The organism is Bradyrhizobium sp. USDA 4473 (genome assembly GCF_054063335.1).
This window is the reverse complement of the sequence record NZ_JBSSGE010000001.1, coordinates 2,163,806-2,184,535: the sequence shown is the minus strand read 5'-3', so window position 1 is coordinate 2,184,535 and position 20,730 is coordinate 2,163,806. Positions and strand designations below refer to the sequence as shown.

At 65.3% G+C, this 20,730-nt stretch carries 12 protein-coding genes and 1 pseudogene; 7 read left to right on the top strand and 6 right to left on the bottom strand.

Features of this window, described 5'->3' with window-relative positions:
* Nucleotides 1-7 precede the first annotated feature (7 nt).
* The 4 genes and pseudogenes from ACVW17_RS10160 to ACVW17_RS10145 all read right to left on the bottom strand — a co-directional run bounded on the left by ACVW17_RS10160 (nucleotide 8) and on the right by ACVW17_RS10145 (nucleotide 10,563).
* Nucleotides 8-764 (bottom strand): annotated as a pseudogene (locus ACVW17_RS10160) (hypothetical protein).
* A gap of 15 nt (nucleotides 765-779) precedes the next feature.
* On the bottom strand, nucleotides 780-1,574 hold the full coding sequence (locus ACVW17_RS10155; RefSeq protein WP_456751755.1) for an enoyl-CoA hydratase: 795 nt from the start codon (nucleotides 1,572-1,574) through the stop codon (nucleotides 780-782).
* A gap of 159 nt (nucleotides 1,575-1,733) precedes the next feature.
* On the bottom strand, nucleotides 1,734-2,939 hold the full coding sequence (locus ACVW17_RS10150; RefSeq protein ID WP_456751754.1) for an ABC transporter substrate-binding protein: 1,206 nt from the start codon (nucleotides 2,937-2,939) through the stop codon (nucleotides 1,734-1,736).
* Nucleotides 2,940-3,072: 133 nt separating this feature from the next.
* Entirely contained in the window at nucleotides 3,073-10,563 is a 7,491-nt protein-coding gene (locus tag ACVW17_RS10145; protein WP_456797085.1) for an Ig-like domain-containing protein, read from the bottom strand.
* 479 nt (nucleotides 10,564-11,042) lie between these two features.
* On the opposite strand from ACVW17_RS10145, the gene ACVW17_RS10140 reads away from it, so the two are divergent.
* Entirely contained in the window at nucleotides 11,043-11,768 is a 726-nt protein-coding gene (locus ACVW17_RS10140) for a thermonuclease family protein (protein WP_456798940.1), read from the top strand.
* Between the two features lie 57 nt (nucleotides 11,769-11,825).
* Entirely contained in the window at nucleotides 11,826-13,316 is a 1,491-nt protein-coding gene (locus tag ACVW17_RS10135) for a M48 family metalloprotease (protein ID WP_456756390.1), read from the top strand.
* A gap of 108 nt (nucleotides 13,317-13,424) precedes the next feature.
* On the opposite strand, the gene ACVW17_RS10130 is transcribed toward ACVW17_RS10135, so the two are convergent.
* Nucleotides 13,425-13,826: a c-type cytochrome gene (locus ACVW17_RS10130; protein WP_456751751.1), complete on the bottom strand. Its 402-nt coding sequence runs from the start codon at nucleotides 13,824-13,826 to the stop codon at nucleotides 13,425-13,427.
* A 220-nt stretch (nucleotides 13,827-14,046) separates the two neighbouring features.
* Here ACVW17_RS10130 and ACVW17_RS10125 point away from each other — a divergent pair, with 220 nt between their 5' ends.
* A complete protein-coding gene (locus ACVW17_RS10125) occupies nucleotides 14,047-14,856 on the top strand; it encodes a transporter (protein WP_456797084.1) in 810 nt (269 codons plus the stop codon).
* 125 nt (nucleotides 14,857-14,981) lie between these two features.
* On the opposite strand, the gene ACVW17_RS10120 is transcribed toward ACVW17_RS10125, so the two are convergent.
* On the bottom strand, nucleotides 14,982-16,274 hold the full coding sequence (locus ACVW17_RS10120) for an MFS transporter (RefSeq protein ID WP_456751748.1): 1,293 nt from the start codon (nucleotides 16,272-16,274) through the stop codon (nucleotides 14,982-14,984).
* Nucleotides 16,275-16,518: 244 nt separating this feature from the next.
* On the opposite strand from ACVW17_RS10120, the gene cyoA reads away from it, so the two are divergent.
* From cyoA to cyoD, 4 genes are read left to right on the top strand one after another with little or no spacing between them, the layout of a single operon-like run.
* Nucleotides 16,519-17,685, top strand: a complete 1,167-nt coding sequence (cyoA, locus tag ACVW17_RS10115; protein WP_456797083.1) for a ubiquinol oxidase subunit II — start codon at nucleotides 16,519-16,521, stop codon at nucleotides 17,683-17,685.
* 10 nt (nucleotides 17,686-17,695) lie between these two features.
* Nucleotides 17,696-19,699 carry a cytochrome o ubiquinol oxidase subunit I gene (cyoB, locus tag ACVW17_RS10110; protein WP_456751746.1) on the top strand — a complete coding sequence of 668 codons (2,004 nt, stop codon included), beginning with the start codon at nucleotides 17,696-17,698 and terminating at the stop codon, nucleotides 19,697-19,699.
* Nucleotides 19,696-20,328 (top strand): cytochrome o ubiquinol oxidase subunit III, encoded by a 633-nt coding sequence (cyoC, locus tag ACVW17_RS10105; protein WP_456797082.1) that lies wholly within the window; start codon nucleotides 19,696-19,698, stop codon nucleotides 20,326-20,328. Before cyoB ends, cyoC begins: the two co-directional genes overlap by 4 nt.
* Nucleotides 20,325-20,726 carry a cytochrome o ubiquinol oxidase subunit IV gene (gene cyoD / locus ACVW17_RS10100; protein WP_456751744.1) on the top strand — a complete coding sequence of 134 codons (402 nt, stop codon included), beginning with the start codon at nucleotides 20,325-20,327 and terminating at the stop codon, nucleotides 20,724-20,726. The genes cyoC and cyoD overlap by 4 nt, the downstream gene beginning before the upstream one ends.
* Nucleotides 20,727-20,730 lie beyond the last annotated feature (4 nt).

The following is a 20,730-nucleotide window of genomic DNA, read 5'->3' as shown; positions in this document are numbered from 1 at the left end:
TACGAAACTACGCAATCAGGCGAAAGTTCACACTGCACAGAAAGAACTCATCGTCCTTCACCTCGCAGCCCCTGGCTTTCGCGGCATCCAGCACCTTGGCCTTGTCGGCAACCTTGAAGGTCAAGCCGCTCATGATCTCGCTGGCCCCCTTGACGAAGCGGAAGGTGGCATTCGGCAGCTTCACCACGGTACCGTCGGCGGGAATGCCGACGATCCTGCCCCAATGCGCCGCCAACCCTTCGGGGTCGGGACTCTGCATCTCGACCTCGGTCAACGCCAACGTCGTGTCCTTGCGGATCGACTTCTGCCAGTCCGGGCCGGCCGGCGGATATGGCCCCAGCACGTTATCGCTGCCGTCGGTGTGGTTGAACTCGATGAAGACGGCGCGGCAGTCGCGCGGATGCAGTTGCACCCCATGATACGGCGCATGCGTGATCACGTTGGCGGTACGCACGCCGATCGCATTGGCCTTGGCGCCGCGCGCGTCAGGATCTTCGCAAGCGAGAGATCGCCATGTAGCCGCCGCGTCCGCCCGTCTTCTCGATGAAGCGGCCGGCCGCGGTGCCCGGCCCCGGCTGGAACGGCGCGACCACTTCGAGCAGGATCGTATCGACCGGCAGCAGCGCGTTCTCGAGGCCGTATTTGGCGACGTTACCGTCGCGGTAGCAGACATCGAGGCCCATGATCGCAGAGATATCCGCGATCACGGGCGCGAGCTGCGGCGCCACCAGGCAGATCTGCCGCAACCGCATGTACTCGGCCATGTGATTGGTCACGGCTTACTGACCCTGGAAGGTGGGCTTGCGCTTCTCGACGAAGGCCTTTGCCGCTTCCTTGTGGTCGGTGGTCTCGCCGGCACGGGTGTGGTGGATCGCCTCGCCGTCGAAGCAGGCCTCCAGCGTCATGGTCTCGGCATTGTTGATGTTGCGCTTGATGTAGCCGAGCGCCACCGACGGGCCCTGCGCCAGCGAGCGCGCGAGCTCCAGCGCTTCGGCCTCGATATCGGCATCGGGCACCACCTTGGAGACCATGCCGAGATTGTAGGCCTCCTGCGCCGACAGCACCGGCGACATCATGTAGAGCTCGCGCGCCTTGGCGCTGCCGAGCATCTTGGTGAGGAAATAGGTGCCGCCGTAGTCGCCGGAGAAGCCGACCTTGGCGAAGGCGGTGGTGATCTTGCAGGACGCGCTGGCGACGCGCAGATCGCAGGACAGCGCGATCGAGAGCCCGGCGCCGGCCGCAGCACCATCGAGCTGCGCCACCACCGGCTTCGGCATCGTGTGCAGGATCCGCGAGACCTCCATGCCGCGGCGCAGATTGGCCATCTTGGCTTCGAACGGCAGCGGCGCACGGCCTGCCGCCATCGACTTGACGTCGCCGCCGACGCAGAAGGTGCCGCCGGCGCCGCGGATCAGCACCGCCCGCACCTCGGTATCGTCCTGCGCGCGACGCGCGGCCTCCACGAGCCCCTGCGTCATGTCGGGATTGAGCGCATTGCGCCGATCCGGGCGGTTCATGGTGATAGTGAGCAGGCCCTGTTCGAGGGATTGGAGAACCATCTGATTGTCGCTCATGGCGTTTTGCCTTTCGTTGTTTGTTGGTTGTTCCCCGTCGTTCCGGGATGGTGCGCTAGCACCAGACCCGGAACCTCGAGATCCCCGATGCGCAATTGCGCATCTGAGGTGCGATGCTAACGCATCGCCCCGGGATGACTGAGTGACTTCGTCACTCCGTCACTTCTTCACCAGCGGGCAGCGCGACGCCGACAGCGGCTGGAACGCCTGGTCGCCGGGCACGGTCGCGAGCAGCTTGTAGTCGTCCCAGCGACCCTTCGACTCCGAGGGCTTCTTGACCTCGAACAGATACATGTCGTGCACCATGCGGCCGTCTTCACGAATCTTGCCGTTCTTGGCGAACATGTCGTTGATCGGGGTCTCCTTCATCACCTTCATGACGGCGGCGGCATCAGTGGTGCCGGCGGCCTTCACTGCCTGCAAATAATGCAGCACCGAGGAGTAGACGCCGGCCTGGGCCGAGGTCGGCACCCGCTTGGTCCGCTCCATGAAGCGCTTGGTGAACGCGCGGGTGTCGTCATTGAGGTCCCAGTAAAACGCCTCCGCAAGCAGCAGGCCCTGCGCGGTCTCGAGCCCCACACTGTCGATGTCGGTGACGAAAGCCAACAGCGGCGAGATCTTCTGGCCGCCCTTGGTGATGCCGAACTCAGCGCCCTGCTTGATCGCGTTGATGGTGTCGCCGCCGGCATTGGCAAGGCCGATCACCTTGGCTTTCGAGGCCTGTGCCTGCAACAGGAACGACGAGAAATCGGAGGTGTTGATCGGATGCCGGACGCTGCCGAGCACCTTGCCGCCCGACTTCACCACGACATTGCTGGTGTCCTTTTCCAGGTCCTGGCCGAAGGCGTAGTCGGCGGTGAGGAAGAACCAGGTGTCGAGACCGGATTTGACCGCGGCAAGGCCGGTCACATTGGCCTGCGCGAAGGTGTCGAACACGTAGTGCACGGTATAGGGACCGCAGGCCTCGTTGGAGAGACGGATCGAGCCCGGACCGTTGAACATGATGATCTTGCCGCGCGCCTTGGCGATCTCGCCGGCGGCGAGCGCGGTCGCCGAGGCCGCGACGTCGAAGATCATCTCGACACCCTGGTTGTCGATCATGTCGCGGGCGATATTGGCGGCGAGGTCGGCCTTGTTGAGATGGTCGCCGACCACGATCTCGATCTTGCGGCCGAGCACCGTGCCGCCGAAATCCTCCGCCGCCATCTTGGCCGCGGTCTCGCTGCCCGTACCGGTGATGTCGGCATAGAGGCTCGACATGTCGAGGATGCCGCCGAGCTTCAGCGGAGGCTTGTCCTGCGCCAGCGACGCATTCGCCGAGATCGCAAACACACAGGCCAACACGCCGGCCAAAACTCGTCTCATTCATACCCTCCCTGGAGATGCGGACCTCATTGCATCAGGTCCGTTTCGAGGGCGGGATCATGCCGCATGGCCCGCAGTGCAGCAAGCCGCAGCGGCAGTAATCTGTTTTCCGCTAGCCGGAATGACGCCTCGATCAGAGATGGAAGTCAGGCACGGTCTGATACGACGTGCCAGCCGGCAGCCCGAGGAACAGGTACTGCATGCCATAGTGCCCGGCGAACGCCGTGGCGGTCGCGTCCATGATGACATGGCCACCGAGATCGAGATGCAGTTCCGGCCGCGTGATCGACCCGAGCGTATAGGCCGGCACTGTCGTCTCGTTGATGTGCAACGCATCGAACGCCGCCGACACGGCCGACAGCGACGCCGCATTGCCGGCGAGGTCGACCACGCTGGCGCCATTGGCGGCGAAGCCGGTCACCGCCAGCGATGGCGCGCGATCGGTCGACGACACGATGTGATCGAATACCAGCTTCGAGGGATCGCCGAGCAGCGTCGTGGCCGCGGCATCGTAGATCGCGCTGCCGCCGTCGTTCAGCGTCAGTGTCGGCGTGCCGCTGATCACGCGAACCGCCTCGCTGAAGCCGACCGTCAGTTGCACCAGCGCGCCCGGAGACGCAACGCCGCCGGAGGGCGTGGCGGTGATCCCGGTCAGATGGGGCGCAGTCGTGTCGAGGGTGAAGGTCAGGCTGGACGACGCGCTGACATTGCCGGCGGCATCGACCTCCTGCACCGTCACGGAATGCACGCCATCGGTCGTGAACACCGGCGCCACCGCCGAGAAGCCCGACGCGCCGTCGGCCTTGAAGCGCAGCGTGTCGGCAGCATCGGCCTTGTAATAGTCGATCAGCGGATTGCTGGTGATGCGATCGGCACCCGAGACGCCGGTGTCCTGATGCAGAAATAGCGCCGGTACCAAGGGCGCCTTGGTGTCGCCGCTGAAATTGACCGAGCTGCTTGCCGCACCGGCATTGCCGGCGACGTCGGTGTAGCTCGCGCCGGCGACCGACAGGTTTGCCGACAGATAGTTGGTGACATCGGGCGTGAAGATCGCGGTGTAGATATCCTGGCCTGCGCCGTTGAGGCCGACATGAACAAGGTTGCCCATGAAGCCGCCGTGCACGGTGATGTCGCCGAGCCCGAAGCCCGCGACGGCTTCGGAGAAGGTGAACGTCATCAGCGCCGTGTCGCCCGCGTGCAGCACGGTGTGATTGGCCGCCACCGACACCGTCGGCGCATGCGTGTCGCCGCCGATGGTGGCGGTGTTACCAGCCGCACCGGTATTGCCGGCATCGTCGGCATAGCTCGAGGCCGTGACCCGGATCGAGCCCGCCAGCACATCGGTGATATCAGGCGTGAACAGCGCGGTGTAGACGTCCTGGCCCGACACATTGAGCCCGACATGGACCAGGTTGCTCAGGGCACCGCCGGCGACGACGGTATCGCCGATGGCGAAGCCCGCGACATGTTCGGAGAAGGTGAAGGTGACCACCGACGTCTGCCCGGCCAGCACCGTGCTCGGGCTCGCGGCAACCGACACCGTCGGCGCCTTGGTATCGCCGATGAAATTGACGATGTTGCTCGCTGCACCGGCGTTGCCGGCGACGTCGGTATAGCTTGACGCCGTGACCTGCACCGAGCCCGCCTCGGTGTTGCTTTCATCCGGCGTGAAGGCTGCGGTGTAGATGTCCTGGCCCGACGCGTTGATGCCGACATGGACGAGATGGCCGAGCGTCCCGCCATGCACCGTGACGTCACCGAGCGCGAAGCTCGCGACCTCTTCGGAGAAGGTGAATGTCACCAGCGCGGCCTGGCCCGCCAGCAGCGCGCTACGGTCGGCCGCGATCGAGACCGTCGGCGCCAGCGTATCGCCGCCGATCGTGGCGGTGTTACCAGCCGCTCCGGCGTTGCCGGACAGATCGGCATAGCTCGACGCATTGACCTTCACCGAACCGGTCTCGGTGTCGCTGACATCGGGCGTGAAGGTCGCGGTGTAGACATCCTCGCCGGCACCATTGAGCCCGACGTGGACCAAATTGCTCAGCGCGCCGCCATGCACGGTGGTGTCGCCCAGGGCGAAGCCGGACACCGCCTCCGAGAAGGTGAAGGTTGCGACCGAGAGGTCGCCGGCCAGCACCGCGTCGGGATTGAGCGAGACGGAGACGGTCGGCGCCTTGGTATCGCCGGTGAAATTGATCGTGTTGCTGATACCGCCGGCATTGCCGGCCGTGTCGCTGTAGCTCGATGCGTTGACCTGGACCGATCCGGCCTCGATGTTGGTGACATCGGGCGTGAAGGTCGCGGTGTAGATGTCCTGACCGATGCCGTTGACGCCGATATGGACAAGATTACCCAGCGCGCCGCCGCTGACGCTGACATCGCCGAGCGCGAAGCCCGCGACCGCTTCGGAGAAGGTGAAGGTCACCACTGCGGTCTGGCCGGCGAGCAGCGCATTGTGGTCCGCCGAAACCGACACCGTCGGCGCCCTGGTATCGCCGGTGAAATTGACCGCGTTGCTCGACGAACCGGAATTGCCGGCGACGTCGCTATAGCTTGAGGTGTTGACCTGCACCGAACCCGCTTCGGTGTTGGTCACGTCGGGTGTGAAGGTCGCGGTGTAGACGTCGTGGCCGGAGCCATCGACGCCGACATGGGTGAGATTATCCAGCGTGCCGCCGCTGACGGTGACGTCGCCCAGCCCGAAGCCGGTGACGGCCTCGGAGAAGCTGAAAGTCACGACTGTAGTATCGCCGGCCGCGAGCCTGCTGTGATCGGCAGTGACCGACACCGTCGGCGCCTTGGTGTCGCCTGAGAAATTGATCGCACTGCTGGCCGCGCCGGCGTTTCCAGCCGCGTCCGTATAGCTAGCCGCGTTGACCTGCACCGAACCCACCTCGGAATTGGTCACGTCAGGCGTAAAGGTCGCGGTGTAGATGTCCTGGTGCGCGGCGTTGAGGCCGACATGGATAAGGTTATCAAGCGTGCCGCCGCTCACCGTCGTGTCCGCAAGCGCGAAGCCCGTGACCGCCTCGGAGAAGGTGAAGGTGACGATCGAACTCTGCCCGGCCAGCAGCGACGTCGAGCTTGCCGCGACCGATACCGTCGGCGCGACCCCGTCGATCACCAGATGCAGATCGGTCGCCGCATGGGTGACGTCGGCGTCCTGGCCGCCGGGATCCTTGATCGTGCCGCCGTTGAGCGACAGGCTCTGCACCTGAAGATCAGAGCTGCTGTCGCCGTCCTGCACCGTGTAGCTGAACACGAGTGCCTGCGAGCCGCTGCCGCTGACATAGGTCGCGGCCTTGCCGTCGCTGAGCAGCAGTTCCGGCGCACCGGTCACGGTCACCGCATTGCTGAAATTGACCGTGATGGTCACCACCTTGCCGGTATTGAGCAGCGTCAGGTGACCGGTCGTGTCCGCGGTCAGCGAAGCAATGCTGGCCTGCGACCTGATCTCGAGGTGCGGCGTGGCCGAACCATCCGAGGCGAGGCTCAGCGAGCCGAAGGTGGCGCCCGCGCCGAAACCCAGATGCAGCGAGGCGAGCGTGCTGCCACTGCCGCTCTTCACCGTCAATATGCCGTTCGCATAGGCCAGCGTCGCCGTCGCGTCATAGGCGAGATTGCTGAAATCGATGGTATCGCCGCCGGCAAAGCCGGTGATCGACGTGCCGAACGAGGTGCCGGAGAATGCCGCGGCATCGAGCACGAGCTTCTCGGTAGAGCCGTCCGTGAACGCAATCGCTCCGGTTCCGGCCGCACCGCTCGCTGCGAGCTCGAGGATCGAGCCCTTAATGACGGTGCCGCCCGAATAGGTGTTGTGCGCGGACAGCACGAGCCGTCCACCGCCGGTCACTTCCACGTCGCCGGGCGTCGCGCCGTCGGAGATGACGCCGCTCTGGGTGACGGTCTGGCCGGCCGCGACGTTGAAGACCGGATCACCGGCGACGGTGATGTTGCGGGTCTGCGTAAAACCGTCGGTGAAGCTGATGCCGGTGCCGTCGCCGAGCTTCAGCACGTTGGTCACCGCGCCGAGATTGACGTTGGCGGAGATCGACACCCGTGTGCCGGCGCCGCTGACCGTGGTGTTGCCGGTGTAGGTGTTGTTGCCGCCGAGGATGACGGTGCCGCCGCCGCTAACCACGAGACCGCCGACGCCCGCATTGGCGCCGGTGCCGCCACTGCCGCTCTGGTCCGCGATATCGCTGGCGACCGTCAGCGTCTGGCCGCTGGCCGGTGCGAAGCTGAGATTGTTGGTGCCCTGGATGAAGATGCCTGAGCCGTATGCAGATCCGCTGGCCTGGCCGGCGCCATTGGTGCCGCCCTTGACCGCGTTGAAGCCGGAATCGTTCGAGAGCGAGCCGCCCTTGATGGTCAACGAGCCGCCTTGCTGAACGAAGACGGTGCCACCAGCGCCAAGGCCGCCACCGCCACCCGCCGTGCCACCACCGCCGCCGAAGCCACCGAGCCCGCTGACGCCACCACCGCCGCCGAAGCCGCCATTGCCGCCATAGCCGCCACCACCACCGAAGCCACCATTGCCGAACGCCCCGCCGCCACCGCCGTAGCCACCATTGCCGCCGTCGATTGCGTTGCCGCCGCCGACGCCACCGCCGGTACCGTGCGCGCGGTTGTTGTTGCCGAGGAAGCCACCCGCGCCGCCGCCGCCGCCATTGGCGCCGCCCGTTCCGCCATACCAGTAAAGCATGGTCCCGCCTCCGAACGGGATCAGGTAGCCGTCGACGCCTTTGCCGCCCCCCGCGGCGCCGGGAACGATCCCAGCGGCCCCGTTCTGGAATGCAGCGGAGTTCGCACCCTGCGCGTGAAGGCCGATGCCGCCACCGCTGCTGTTGCCGCCACGACCGCCCATGCCGCCACCACCGCCGAAGCCGTCGAGGTTGGCGTTGCTCGCGGTGCTGCCGGTTCCGCCATTGCCGCCGATCGCGGCACTGTTGTGAAACACGACATTGTCGAGCGTGGCGCTGCCGTTCGCCGAGACGAACAGCGCACCGCCGAGCCCGGCGCCACCGCCGCCGCCGCCCTGGATGACGCCGCCGCCGGCCGCCACCGTGTTCTGGATGGTCAGGTTCTCGAGATTGACGTTGCCGGCATAAACGAAGAACCCGCGCTGGGCGTTGAGGCCGTCAATCGTGTAGGCGCCGCCGTGACCATCGCTGCCGTTGATGGTGACGCTCGACCCGCTCAAGAGATTGAGCGCGTACAGCTCCGACGAGAGGCTGAAGCTGGCGGTGATGTTGATGGTGTAGTTGGCATTCGGCGCGGCGTTCTGGCCGCCGGAATCCATCTGCAGGATGGCTGCGTTGAGCTCGGTGACGTTCGAGACATTGAAGACGCGCGTCGACACAAGCTGCACGATCGTGCCGCCATTCGCATCCTGCGAAAGCTGGAAGCGGGCGCCGCCGTCGAGCCCGTTCACCGTCAACGTATCCGTCACCGTGCCGTTCGAGACCGTGAGGACGTTGCCGGAAAGACTGACGGTGTTGAGCGAGGTGTTCTGGGCGTTGTAGTGCAGCCCGGTCAGGTCGATGGACTGGCCGGGATTGAAGTTGGAGATGCTGTTGGTGAACGCGTTGCCGGTCAGCGCGGCATCGTCGATCTTCAGCGTGCTGGCGAGTCCTGTCGTGAACGAGATATTGCCGGTGCCGGCTGCGCCGGCCGTGGTCAGCCATACCGTGCCGGAATAGATCGTCGTGCTGCCATAGCTGTTGGCATGGCTGAGCACGAATGTGCCGCCGCCGTCGATTCCGAGATTGCCGCCGCCACTGATCAGGGCGGTATCGGTGACGGTCGCGCCGGTCCCGACCGTCAAAACCGAGTTGCCGCCGACCACGATCGCGTCGTCAAAGGTTCCGCCCGTCGTCAACCCAAGGTGCCCACCGCTCAGGTTGAGCGTCCCGGTCAGCCCCGCGAGCTGGCCAAGCCCGAGTTGCAAGGTGCCTGCGCCCGACAGCGTGAACGTGCCGGAGCCGCTGATCGCGCCAGAGTCGGCGATCGTGCCGGACGAGATGTCGAAGGTGCCGCCATTGGCGGTGACCTGGATGCCGTGCGTGAAAGTGTAGCCGCCGGTCGTGGTCAGCGTGCCGCCGTTGAGGATCAGTGCGCCGGCCGAGCCGCCGATATTGTTGTCGGCGGTGATCGAGAGCGTATTGCCGGCATCGATCTGGGTGCCGCCGACATAGCTGTTGGCGCCGGTCAGCGTCAGCGTGCCGCCGCCGGAAATCTGCAACTTGCCGGTCGTGCCGGCACCGCTGATTCCCTTCTCGTCCGCAATCGTGTCGGCGATCGTCAGCGTGGTGACGGTCTGCAATCCCTCGAAGACCGTGGAAACGGTGTGCGTCGGCGTGACGACCATCGTGCCCTGGATGAAGATGTCGCCATAGGCCGAGCCGTTGCTCGCGCCATTCGCGCCAGTGCCGCCGGTCTCGGTGGCACCGGACAGGGTGCCGCCGATCACGGTCAGCTTGCCGCCTTGCTGGACGAAGATATCGCCGCCGGCGCCGAGACCGCCGCCACCGCCGCCGGCGAGCGAGCCATTGCCCGCGCCGAAGCCGCCGCTGCCGGGCGTGCCGTTCGACCCGCCGCCACCACCGCCGAAGCCGCCATTGCCGCCGGTGTGCGCGTAGCCGCTGCCATTGCCGGATCCGCCGCCACCGCCGGCGAACCCGCCATTGCCGCCGCCATAAATGCCGCCGCCGCCACCGCCACCGACGCCACCTGCACCGCCGAAGCCGATCAGCGTGCCCGAAGGGCCGCCGCCCACCGAGTTGCCGCCACCGATGCCACCGCCGCCGCCGCCGACGCCGCCGGCACCACCGCCACCATTTGCGCCGCCGGAGGCATGCGCGCCGTAGCCGATGCCGCCATAATTGTCGGCGCTCTGTCCGCCGCCTGGACCGACGACGGTCGCCGGCGTGCCGCTCGAGCCCTGCGCGCCTGTTGAAGGATGCTGGCTATCAGAGCCGGCTTCGCTGTAACCGTTCGCGCCATTGCCGTGGTCGCCATAATAGTCGTGACCGCCGAAACCGCCGCCACCGCCGCCGCCGCCATTGCCACTGCCGCCGTCGGCACCGATGCCGCCGCCACCGCCGCCGCCACCGGCAGGATCGACCGCACCGCCATCGCCGCCCTTCGCGGTGTTACTGCCGAAATTGACATTGTCGAGCGTGACGTCGGCGTTCTGCCCGACGAACAGGCCGCCGCCGAGGCCTGCACCGCCGCCGCCACCGCCGACCCCGCCATTGCCGCCGCTCGCAACCGCATTGATGATGGTGAGATTCTTGAACGTCACCTTGCCTGAGGTGACGACAAAGCCCTGATAGCCGCGCGCGTCGATGACGTCGCTGTAATCCTGCCCGCCGAGCTGATTGTTGTAGTCGGAGTTGCCGTCGAAGGTGAGCGTCGAACCGTTCATCAGGTTGATGGCCGGCAGATCGTCGAGCAGCTGCAACGTGCGCGCGCCTGACGAGAGCGAGAAGTTGATGACGTAATCGGTGTTCGCCGCAGCGAAGCCGCCGCCGACGCTGATCGCCGAGATCGCGTTGTAGAGCTGGGTGTAATCGTGGAGGGGATCGCTGGTCGTCAGCGTGAGAACAACTGGGTTCGACACAAGGACCTCGGCAATAGGATTGAGCGACCGCAATCGATCGCTGTTTCTAAAAATTGCCGAATAGTTATCGTGCGCCGCAAATCATTGGCAATAATAACGAATTCTCATTCCGCGCACGGAGTTGAGATGGTCAATGGGTAAGGTTGACGGGCGCGCGGACCGCGTCGCGCGCGATTGGATGGCCATTTTCGTCACGGCAAGGGACATGCGAGGTGTGTTTGTCCCGTCGCGGCCACGCATCGATGTGAAACCAGCGGCGCGTGCATGCGCGCGATGAGAAGCGCTCGGAAAATTTGTTCGCTGAATCAAGGTGCCCAACGGGTGTCGTTTCGCTTGTGGCTCCGCGACGATCTTTCCGTCAGACTGCCTCTGTTGGCGGCCGCCGCTCGGAACAGAGCGCGCCGGAGTGAAGAGTGCAGCATGACGCTTCCACACGATCGAGCATGGCGACGCCGTTCGCGGACGGTGACGATGACAGTATGCGCGCTCGCAATCGTCGCATGCATCGAACCTGCCGATGCAATTTCGAGATTCAGGGCGAAGGGCGCGTCGCGGCTATCATCGATGCCCGCAGCCTTCGGCTCGACGACGGCCGTGAGGTCCGGCTTGCCGGCATCGAGGTGGCGGACAGGACGAAGGCCATGGCAGCGCTGTCGGCACGGCTGGTCGGCCGCGAGGTGACGCTGCGCGGGCAGGACGACACGCCGGACCGCTACGGCCGGCAACCGGCCTACGCCTTCGTCGAAGGTGAGGGGCTGCCCGTGCAGACCGAACTGCTGCGTCAGGGCCTCGCGCTGGTGTCGTCCGAGGTCGCCGACAAGGACTGCGCCGCGGCGCTGATGGCGGCGGAGGGCGAGGCACGGGCGGCCCGGTCGGGAACCTGGGCCGAGGCCAGTGTCATAAAAAACGCCGAAAGTCCGGACGATATTTTGGCCGGGATCGGGCGTTTTATGGTGGTCGAGGGCAGGGTTTTGTCGGTGCGCCAGGCCGGGGCGACGACCTACCTGAATTTCGGCCGAAACTGGACTCGGGACTTTGCTCTGACTATTTCAAGGCGCATAGTCCCTGCGTTCGAAGCGGCCGGGCTTGCGCCCAAGTCTCTGGAAAATCGCAGGATTCGTGTACGAGGCTGGGTGGAAGCACGACGTGGGCCGCGAATCGAACTGCTCCGGGTGGGGCAGATTGAAGTGCTCGGCGGGAACTAGGGGGCCTTTGGCCACACCCCGGCCGACTCACGGGACAATTTGCGAGTTTTGGACGTGATGGTGCGCGCAGGACGGCGTGAAAATGGGACTGGCCGCCGGCTTTCGGCTGCGCCGGTGCTCGTCTGCGCCGCCCTGACGCTGTCGGCCTGCGGCAATGTCGGCCGATTCGAGCAGGTCACCCCGACTGCGGCGGCGGCGCCGGTGAAGCCGAACCGGGTGGTGCAGCAGACGCCCAACAGCGAGCGCGAGCATGAGCGCATCCTGTCGTCCTATGGCGGCGCCTATGACGACCCGAAGCTCGAGGCGCTGATCAGCAAGACCGTCGAGCGGCTGGTCGCCGCTTCCGAGCGGCCCGACCAGGCCTACAAGGTGACGATCCTCAACTCCGGCGCGGTCAACGCCTTCGCGCTGCCGACCGGCCAGCTCTACGTCACGCGCGGCCTGATCGCGCTCGCCAGCGACACCTCGGAGCTCTCCTCGGTGCTGAGCCACGAGATGGCGCATGTGCTGGCCAAGCACGCCGCGATGCGCGAGGACCAGGCGCGCCAGGCGGCGGTGGTGACGCGCGTCGTCACCGACATGAGCACCGATCCCGATCTCACGGCGCTTGCGCTCGCCAAGACCAAGCTGACACTGGCGAGCTTCTCGCGGCAGCAGGAGTTCGAGGCCGACGGCATCGGCGTCGGCATCGCCGCCCGCGCGCATTTCGATCCCTACGGCGCGGCGCGTTTCCTGACCGCGATGGAGCGCAATGCCGCGCTCAAGATCGGCAAGACTGCGCTCGATCCGCGCGCGCAGGATTTCACCTCGTCGCATCCGGCGACGCCGGAGCGCATCAACAATGCGCAGACCACCGCGCGGCAATATTCATCGCCGGAGAGCAACGATCGCGACCGCGAGACCTATCTCGCCGCGATCGACAACATCGTCTACGGCGAGGATCCCAGCGAAGGCTTCGTCCGCGGCCGCCGCTTCCTGCATCCGAAGCTCGGCTTCACCTTCACCGCGCCCGATAATTTCACGCTCGACAACACCGCGCAGGCGGTGATCGGCGTGCGCGAAGGCGGCAGCCAGGCGATGCGCTTCGACGTGGTGCGGGTGCCGGCCGAGCAGTCGCTCGGCGACTATCTGAATTCCGGCTGGATGGAGGGCGTCGAGAAGTCCTCGACCGAGGACCTCACCATCAACGGCTTTCCGGCGGCCTCGGCCACCGCGCATGGCGACCAGTGGCAGTTCAAGGTCTATGCGCTGCGCTTCGGCAGCGACGTCTACCGCTTCATCTTCGCCGCCAAGCAGAAATCCACCGAGAGCGAGCGCAACGCACGCGAGACCGTCAATTCATTCCGTCGCCTGACGCTCGACGAGATCCAGGCCGCGCGCCCGCTGCGCATCAAGGTGATCAACGTGCAGCCCGGCGACACCGTGGAATCGCTGTCGCACCGCATGGCCGGCGTCGATCATCCGGCCGAGCGCTTCCGCGTGCTCAATGGCCTCGACGCCCACGCCCAGGTCAAACCGCGCGACCGCGTCAAGATCGTGGTGGATTGAGGCGGTAGAGAACCGTAGCCCGGATGCAGCGTTGCGCAATCCGGGGACGTGCGTCCGCGAAGAGAAGATCCCGGATTACGCTGCGCTCCATCCGGGCTACAAGCAACCCTACTTCGCCCTCTCCTTGAGGAAGGCGATGATGTCGGCGCGATCCCTGGGATCCTGAACCTCGTAGAACATCTTGGTGCCCGGGACCATCGCGTCCGGATCGGTCAGCCATTTGTCGAGATTCTCCTCGGTCCACACGATCTTCGAATTCTTCAGCGCCGGCGAATAATTATAGCCCGCGACCGAACCGGCGAGGCGGCCCACCACGCCCTTATGCATCGGGCCGACGTCGTTCTTCTCGATCGAATGGCAATCGCCGCAGCCCTGGTACAGCGTGGCGCCGCGTGCCGGATCGCCCGCCGCGCGGGCGCTGTTCAGCGCGAGCAGGATCGCGATGGCCGCCATCGCGGCGATTTTGGCGCGCCGCGGCGCCAGCGCGCCGGCGATCGAACGAATGGTCATTCCGGGTCTCCTGTTTGCCACCACAACAGGAGCCGCCGCGCTGCCATTCTATTCCCTGCCGCCCGGCCGTCATTGCACTGGACGCCGGCCGCTGGGATCGCCGACAATCATGCCTCGTGTTGAAGTTTTTTGCCGCCCCCGCGGAATAATTGCGCGGCCCCGTCGATCTTGATTGCGGCTGCCACCTCCGCAGCCGCGCCGCGCTATTGGAGCATCCCCAGTGTTTCAGACCAGGTTCGGCGCCGTCGCTCGACTTGCCGAACTCGGGTGCGTGCTTGCTGCGCTCACACTCGCAGCAGCCACCGCCGCGCGCGCGGACGGCTGTCCCAAACCGAGCGACGAAATTGCGACCGACCGGCCCGACGTCACCAATTCCAGTATCGTCGTGCCGGTCGGGAGCCTGCAGAACGAGAACGGCGTCAACCTGACCGGCCGCGACGGTGGCCGCAGCATCGACGGCAGCAACAGCCGCTGGCGGCTCGGGATTGCGCCCTGCCTCGAAGTACTGGTCGACCTGCCGAGCTATGTCGGCACGCTGAAATCGCCGGGCGCCTCCGGCTTCTCCGACGTCGCGCCGGCCATCAAATGGCAGATCAGCCCGGTGCCCGGGAAGATCGACCTCTCGATCACGGCCGGCGTCGCGTTGCCGACAAGTGCTGCTGTTATCGCCGGCCGCGGCGCGCAGCCCTATATTCAATTGCCATGGTCATGGGAGCTGCATGAGGGCTGGGGCGTCAGCGGCATGTTCACGGAATTCTTCCGTCCGGCCGAACCGACCGGCCAGCACATGTCGGAGGCGACGTTCGTGGTCGAGAAGAAACTGACCGAGCGGATCAGCGTGTTCACCGAATATGTCGGCGACTATCCCGACGGCGCGCGGCCGACCCAGCTGGTCAATTCCGGCGGCATGTACAAGATCACACCGACCCAGCAGCTCGACTTCCACATCGCGTTCGGGCTCAACCGCAACTCGCCGAACTACGTTGTCGGCTTAGGCTATTCGTTTCGCGTCGATGGATTATTCCGCTAGCCTGAGATTCGCAGCCCGGATGGAGCGCAGCGCAATCCGGGGGCAGAACGGTCCGCGGTCAAGGTGGCCCCGGATTTCGCTTCGCTCCATCCGGGCTACAAGACGAGGGAAACTGCGCGAGCAGTCTAATTCACTTCCGCTTCGCGCAGGCCGCTGAGCCACAGCGCCAGCAGCGTCCACACCGCCCCCGACAACAGGTACGCGCCGGCCGAGATCAGGCCGAAATGCGTCGCCAGCAAGAGCGCGGCCAGCGGCGCGAAGCCGGCGCCGAACAGCCAGGCGAAATCCGAGGTCAGCGCGGAAGCCGTGTAGCGATAGTTGCGCGCGAAGTTCGAGGCGATCGCGCCCGACGACTGGCCGAACGACAGGCCGAGCAGCACGAAGCCGAGCACCATGTAGACGGTCTCACCGAACGCGCCGGCGTCGAGCAGCTGCGGGGCAAAGCCGCTATAGACCGCGATCGCGACCGCCGAGCCCAGCAGCAGCGGCTTGCGCCCGACGCGATCGGCGATCATGCCGGAGGCGACGATCGCCGCGACGCCGACCATGGCGCCGATCATCTCGATGATCAGGAAGCGCACCGGGCTTTCCTTGGTGAACAGGAACACCCAGGACAGCGGAAACACCGTGACCATGTGGAACAGGGCGAAGCTCGCCAGCGGCGCGAACGCGCCGAGCAGGATGTTGCGGCCTTCCTGCGCGACGGTCTCGCCGACCCGCGCCGGCTCGAGGTCGCGGCTTTCGAACAGCTCGGAATATTCATCGGTCGCCACCATGCGCAGCCGCGCGAACAGCGCCACCACGTTGATGGCGAAGGCGACGAAGAACGGATAGCGCCAGCCCCAATCGAAGAAATCATCCGCCGACAGGTTGCCGGCGAAAAACGCGAACAGCGCGCTCGCCACGATCAGCCCGAGCGGCGCGCCGAGTTGCGGCACCATCGCGTACCAGCCGCGCTTGTTCGCCGGCGAATTCATCGCGAGCAGCGAGGCGAGGCCGTCCCACGCGCCGCCCCAGGCAATGCCCTGCAGGACGCGCGCGGCGGCGAGCAGCCAGATCGCCGCAACGCCGATCGTATCGTAGCCGGGCAGGAAGGCGAGCGCGACCGTCGCGGTGCCGAGCAGGAACAGCGCGGTGACGAGCTTGGCGCCCTTGCCGTGGCGGCGGTCGACCGCCATGAAGATGACGGTGCCGAGCGGCCGCGCGGCGAAGGCCAGCGCGAAGATGCCGAAGGAATAGAGCGTGCCGGTCAATTCATTGGCGAACGGGAACACCAGCTTCGGGAACACGATCACCGAGGCGATCGCGTAGACGAAGAAGTCGAAGAACTCCGAGGTGCGTCCGATGATGACGCCGATGGCGATCTCGCCGGGTTTCGCCTGCCCGTGACCTGATGTGGTCGGGGTGCCGTGAGCCATTGCTGGGGCCTGTGCCATCGCCGGAGAACCGTCCTTTGGAGCCTGATCCGGGAAACCGAAGAACGGTTTTCCGAACCAATCATGCTCGAACAAGATGAGGCCACGGGCAGACTTTGCCACGCGGTCCACCTCACCTTCTGACCGCCTATCCCGCAGTGCAACATTGGACAAATTGTCCAATGTCAACTTTGCTGCATCGCAGCTACCCCTTGGCCGAACTCATGAAATTCAAGTGGGGTGAGCCGTGCGCGCCTTGAAATTATTGGCCTTATTGCCGTTCGCGGCGCTCCTTGGCGGGTGCGATTTCGTCGTCCTGGCGCCTGCCGGCGACATCGCCGCCCAGCAGCGCGACCTCGTCGTGATCTCTACCGTCCTGATGCTGATCATCGTGCTTCCGGTAATGGCGCTGACCGTGTTCTTCGCCTGGCGCTACCGCCAGTCCAACACCCAGGCGCCCTACGAGCCGGACTGGGATCACTCCACCCAGCTCGAGCTGGTGATCTGGTCGGCACCGCTTCTGATCATCATCTGCCTCGGCGCGCTGACCTGGATGGGCACCCATCTGCTCGATCCCTACCGCTCGCTCGGCCGCATCGCCGCCGACAAGCCGATCGAGAGCAAGGACGCCCCGCTCAATGTCGAGGTGGTCGCGCTCGACTGGAAGTGGCTGTTCATCTACCCGGATTACGGCGTCGCCGCGCTCAACGAGCTTGCGGCGCCCGTCGACCGCCCGATCCGCTTCCGCATCACGGCCTCCTCCGTGATGAACTCGTTCTACATCCCAGCTCTCGCCGGCCAGATCTACGCCATGCCCGGGATGGAGACCAAGCTGCACGCTGTCGCCAACAAGCCCGGCACCTTCCGCGGCTTCTCCGCCAATTACAGCGGCGCCGGCTTCTCCGGCATGCATTTCGATTTCAAGAGCCTGTCGAACGCCGATTTCGACAAGTGGATCGCGACCGCCAAGGCCAGCGCCAACATGCTCGGCCGCACCGATTATCTCCAGCTCGAACGTCCGAGCGAGAACGATCCGGTCCGGCTCTATCGCTCGGTCGATCGCGATCTCTACAAGGCGATCCTCAACATGTGCGTCGAGCCCGGCAAGATGTGCATGAGCGAGATGATGGCGATCGACGCCAAGGGCGGCTTGGGACGCGAAGGCTTCAGCAACACGCTGCCGCTGACTTACGACGAATACGCCCGCCGCGGCGCGCCGCTCGGCTCCGAGCCGACCTTCGTCGCCGGCATCTGCTCGATGGACGAGATCAAGGATGCGCCGTCGCGCGAGGTCACCGCGCCGCTCGATCTGACGCCGCTGCGCGGCTTCGGGCTGAAGCGCCCGCCGTTCTCGCCGGCTCACCCGTCATCGACATCCCTGCTGCTCGGCCAGCGTCCGAAATCAGAGTCCTGAGGAGGACCGCATGAATCCCGATCTCGTCAAGATGATCTTCGGCCGCCTCAATCTCGAAGCGCTGCCGATCCATGAGCCGATCCTGGTCGGCACCTTCGCGGTGGTCGCAACCGGCGGGCTGGCGCTGTTCGCCCTCGTCACCTACTTCCGGCTCTGGAGCTATCTGTGGCGCGAATGGTTCACCACCGTGGACCACAAGCGCATCGGCATCATGTACATGATCCTCGGCATCGTGATGCTGCTGCGCGGCTTCGCGGACGCGCTGATGATGCGCCTGCAGCAGGCGATCGCCTTCAACGGCTCCGACGGCTACCTCCCCGCCCATCACTACGACCAGGTCTTCACCGCCCACGGCGTGATCATGATCTTCTTCGTGGCGATGCCGCTGGTCACCGGCCTGATGAACTACGTGGTGCCGCTGCAGATCGGCGCCCGCGACGTCTCGTTCCCCTTCCTCAACAATTTCAGCTTCTGGATGACGGTCGGCGGCGCGGTGCTGGTGATGATGTCGCTGTTCGTCGGCGAATTCGCCCGCACCGGCTGGCTCGCCTACCCGCCGCTGTCGAACATCGGCTACAGTCCTGACGTCGGCGTCGACTATTACATATGGGGACTCCAGGTCGCCGGCGTCGGCACCACGCTATCGGGCATCAACCTGGTCTGCACCATCGTCAAGCTGCGCGCGCCCGGCATGACGATGATGAAGATGCCGGTGTTCACCTGGACCTCGCTCTGCACCAACGTCCTGATCGTCGCCTCCTTCCCGGTGCTGACCGCGGTGCTGGCGCTGCTGTCGCTCGACCGTTACGTCGGCACCAACTTCTTCACGAACGATTTCGGCGGCAACCCGATGATGTACGTGAACCTGATCTGGATCTGGGGCCATCCCGAGGTCTACATCCTGGTGCTGCCGGCGTTCGGCATCTTCTCCGAGGTGACCGCGACGTTCTCCGGCAAGCGGCTGTTCGGCTACACGTCGATGGTCTACGCCACCGTCGTCATCACCATCCTGTCCTACCTGGTCTGGCTGCACCACTTCTTTACGATGGGCTCCGGCGCCAGCGTCAACTCGTTCTTCGGCATCACCACCATGATCATCTCGATCCCGACGGGCGCGAAGATGTTCAACTGGCTGTTCACGATGTATCGCGGCCGCATCCGCTTCGAGCTGCCGATGATGTGGACGGTGGCGTTCATGCTGACCTTCGTGATCGGCGGCATGACCGGCGTGCTGCTCGCGGTGCCTCCGGCCGATTTCGTGCTGCATAACAGCCTGTTCCTGATCGCGCATTTCCACAACGTGATCATCGGCGGCGTGCTGTTCGGCCTGTTCGCCGGCATCAACTACTGGTTCCCGAAGGCGTTCGGCTTCAGGCTCGATCCGTTCTGGGGCAAGCTGTCGTTCTGGTTCTGGGTCTCCGGATTCTACTTCGCCTTCATGCCGCTCTATGTGCTCGGCCTGATGGGCGTGACCCGAAGGCTCCGCGTGTTCGACGATCCGTCCTTGCAGATCTGGTTCGTGATCGCGGCGTTCGGCGCCTTCCTGATCCTGCTCGGCATCGGTGCGATGCTGGTGCAGTTCGCGGTCAGCATCCTCCGGCGCGAACAGCTCAAGGACACCACCGGCGATCCCTGGAACGCGCGCACGCTGGAATGGGCGACCTCCTCGCCGCCGCCGGACTACAACTTCGCCTTCACGCCCGTGGTCTACGACAACGACGCCTGGTGGGACATGAAGCGCCGCGGCTACAGGCGCCCGCTGACCGGCTTCAAGCCGATCCACATGCCGTCCAACACCGGCACCGGCGTCATCCTCGCCGGGTTCGCGACGGTGATGGGATTCGCGCTGATCTGGTACATCTGGTGGCTCGCCGCCGTCAGCTTCGTTGCGCTGCTCGCGGTCGCGATCGGCCACACCTTCAACTATCACCGCGACTTCCACATCCCGGCGGATGAGGTGGTGCGGACTGAAGACGCGCGGACACGCGTTCTTGCCGCGGGAGCCCAGTCATGAGCGTAGCGACGACCATCACCACTCAAGACTCCGAGCCCGTCTTCCACGTCGTCGACGAGCACGATCATCCGGAAGGCGCCAGCACCATGCTGGGCTTCTGGATCTACCTGATGAGCGACTGCCTCATCTTCGCGATGCTGTTTGCGACCTATGGCGTGCTCGGCGGCAGCTATGCCGCCGGCCCGTCGCCGAAGGACCTGTTCGACCTCAAGCTGGTCGCGCTCAACACCACGATGCTGCTGCTCTCCTCGATCACCTACGGCTTCGCCATGCTGACGATGGAGAAATCGAAGATCGGCCAGACCCAGCTCTGGCTCGCGATCACCGGACTGTTCGGTCTCGCCTTCCTCGGCATCGAGCTCACCGAGTTCGCCCACATGATCCATGAGGGCGCCACGCCGCAGCGCAGCGCCTTCCTGTCGTCGTTCTTCACGCTGGTCGGCACCCACGGCCTGCACGTCACCTTCGGCCTGGTCTGGCTGATGACGCTGATGGTGCAGACCGCGCGGTTCGGCCTCACCACCGCCAACCGGCGCCGGCTGATGTGCCTGTCGATGTTCTGGCACTTCCTCGACGTGGTCTGGATCGGCGTCTTCACCTTCGTCTACCTCCTGGGAATGCTGCGATGACAACAAAAGCTCACGCCGAAGCTCATGCCCTCGAAGCCAATGCCGGACACGGCCATGACGATCATGGCGGCGCCGCTCACGGCTCGCTGAAGAGCTATCTGATCGGCTTCGGCCTTTCGGTCGTCCTCACCGCCATTCCGTTTTGGCTGGTGATGACCGGCACCATCGCCGACAAGGCGGTCACCGCCCTGATCGTGCTGGTGCTGGCGGCGGTGCAGATTGTGGTTCACATGATCTACTTCCTCCACATGAACACGCGGTCCGAGAACGGCTGGACCATGATGGCCATGATCTTCACCGTGGTCATGGTGGTGATCGCGCTGACCGGCTCGCTGTGGGTCATGCATCACCTCAACATCAACATGATGCCGATCCACGACATGAGCCAGATGCCGTGACGGT

Bases quoted from the DNA above. Each gene is read 5' to 3' on its own strand.
- ACVW17_RS10120 (WP_456751748.1), bottom strand. From the start codon at position 16,274: ATGGCTCACGGCACCCCGACCACATCAGGTCACGGGCAGGCGAAACCC.
- cyoD (WP_456751744.1), top strand. From the start codon at position 20,325: ATGACAACAAAAGCTCACGCCGAAGCTCATGCCCTCGAAGCCAATGCC.
- ACVW17_RS10135 (WP_456756390.1), top strand. From the start codon at position 11,826: ATGGTGCGCGCAGGACGGCGTGAAAATGGGACTGGCCGCCGGCTTTCG.
- cyoB (WP_456751746.1), top strand. From the start codon at position 17,696: ATGAATCCCGATCTCGTCAAGATGATCTTCGGCCGCCTCAATCTCGAA.
- ACVW17_RS10150 (WP_456751754.1), bottom strand. From the start codon at position 2,939: ATGAGACGAGTTTTGGCCGGCGTGTTGGCCTGTGTGTTTGCGATCTCG.
- ACVW17_RS10130 (WP_456751751.1), bottom strand. From the start codon at position 13,826: ATGACCATTCGTTCGATCGCCGGCGCGCTGGCGCCGCGGCGCGCCAAA.
- cyoC (WP_456797082.1), top strand. From the start codon at position 19,696: ATGAGCGTAGCGACGACCATCACCACTCAAGACTCCGAGCCCGTCTTC.
- ACVW17_RS10140 (WP_456798940.1), top strand. From the start codon at position 11,043: ATGCGCGCTCGCAATCGTCGCATGCATCGAACCTGCCGATGCAATTTC.
- ACVW17_RS10155 (WP_456751755.1), bottom strand. From the start codon at position 1,574: ATGAGCGACAATCAGATGGTTCTCCAATCCCTCGAACAGGGCCTGCTC.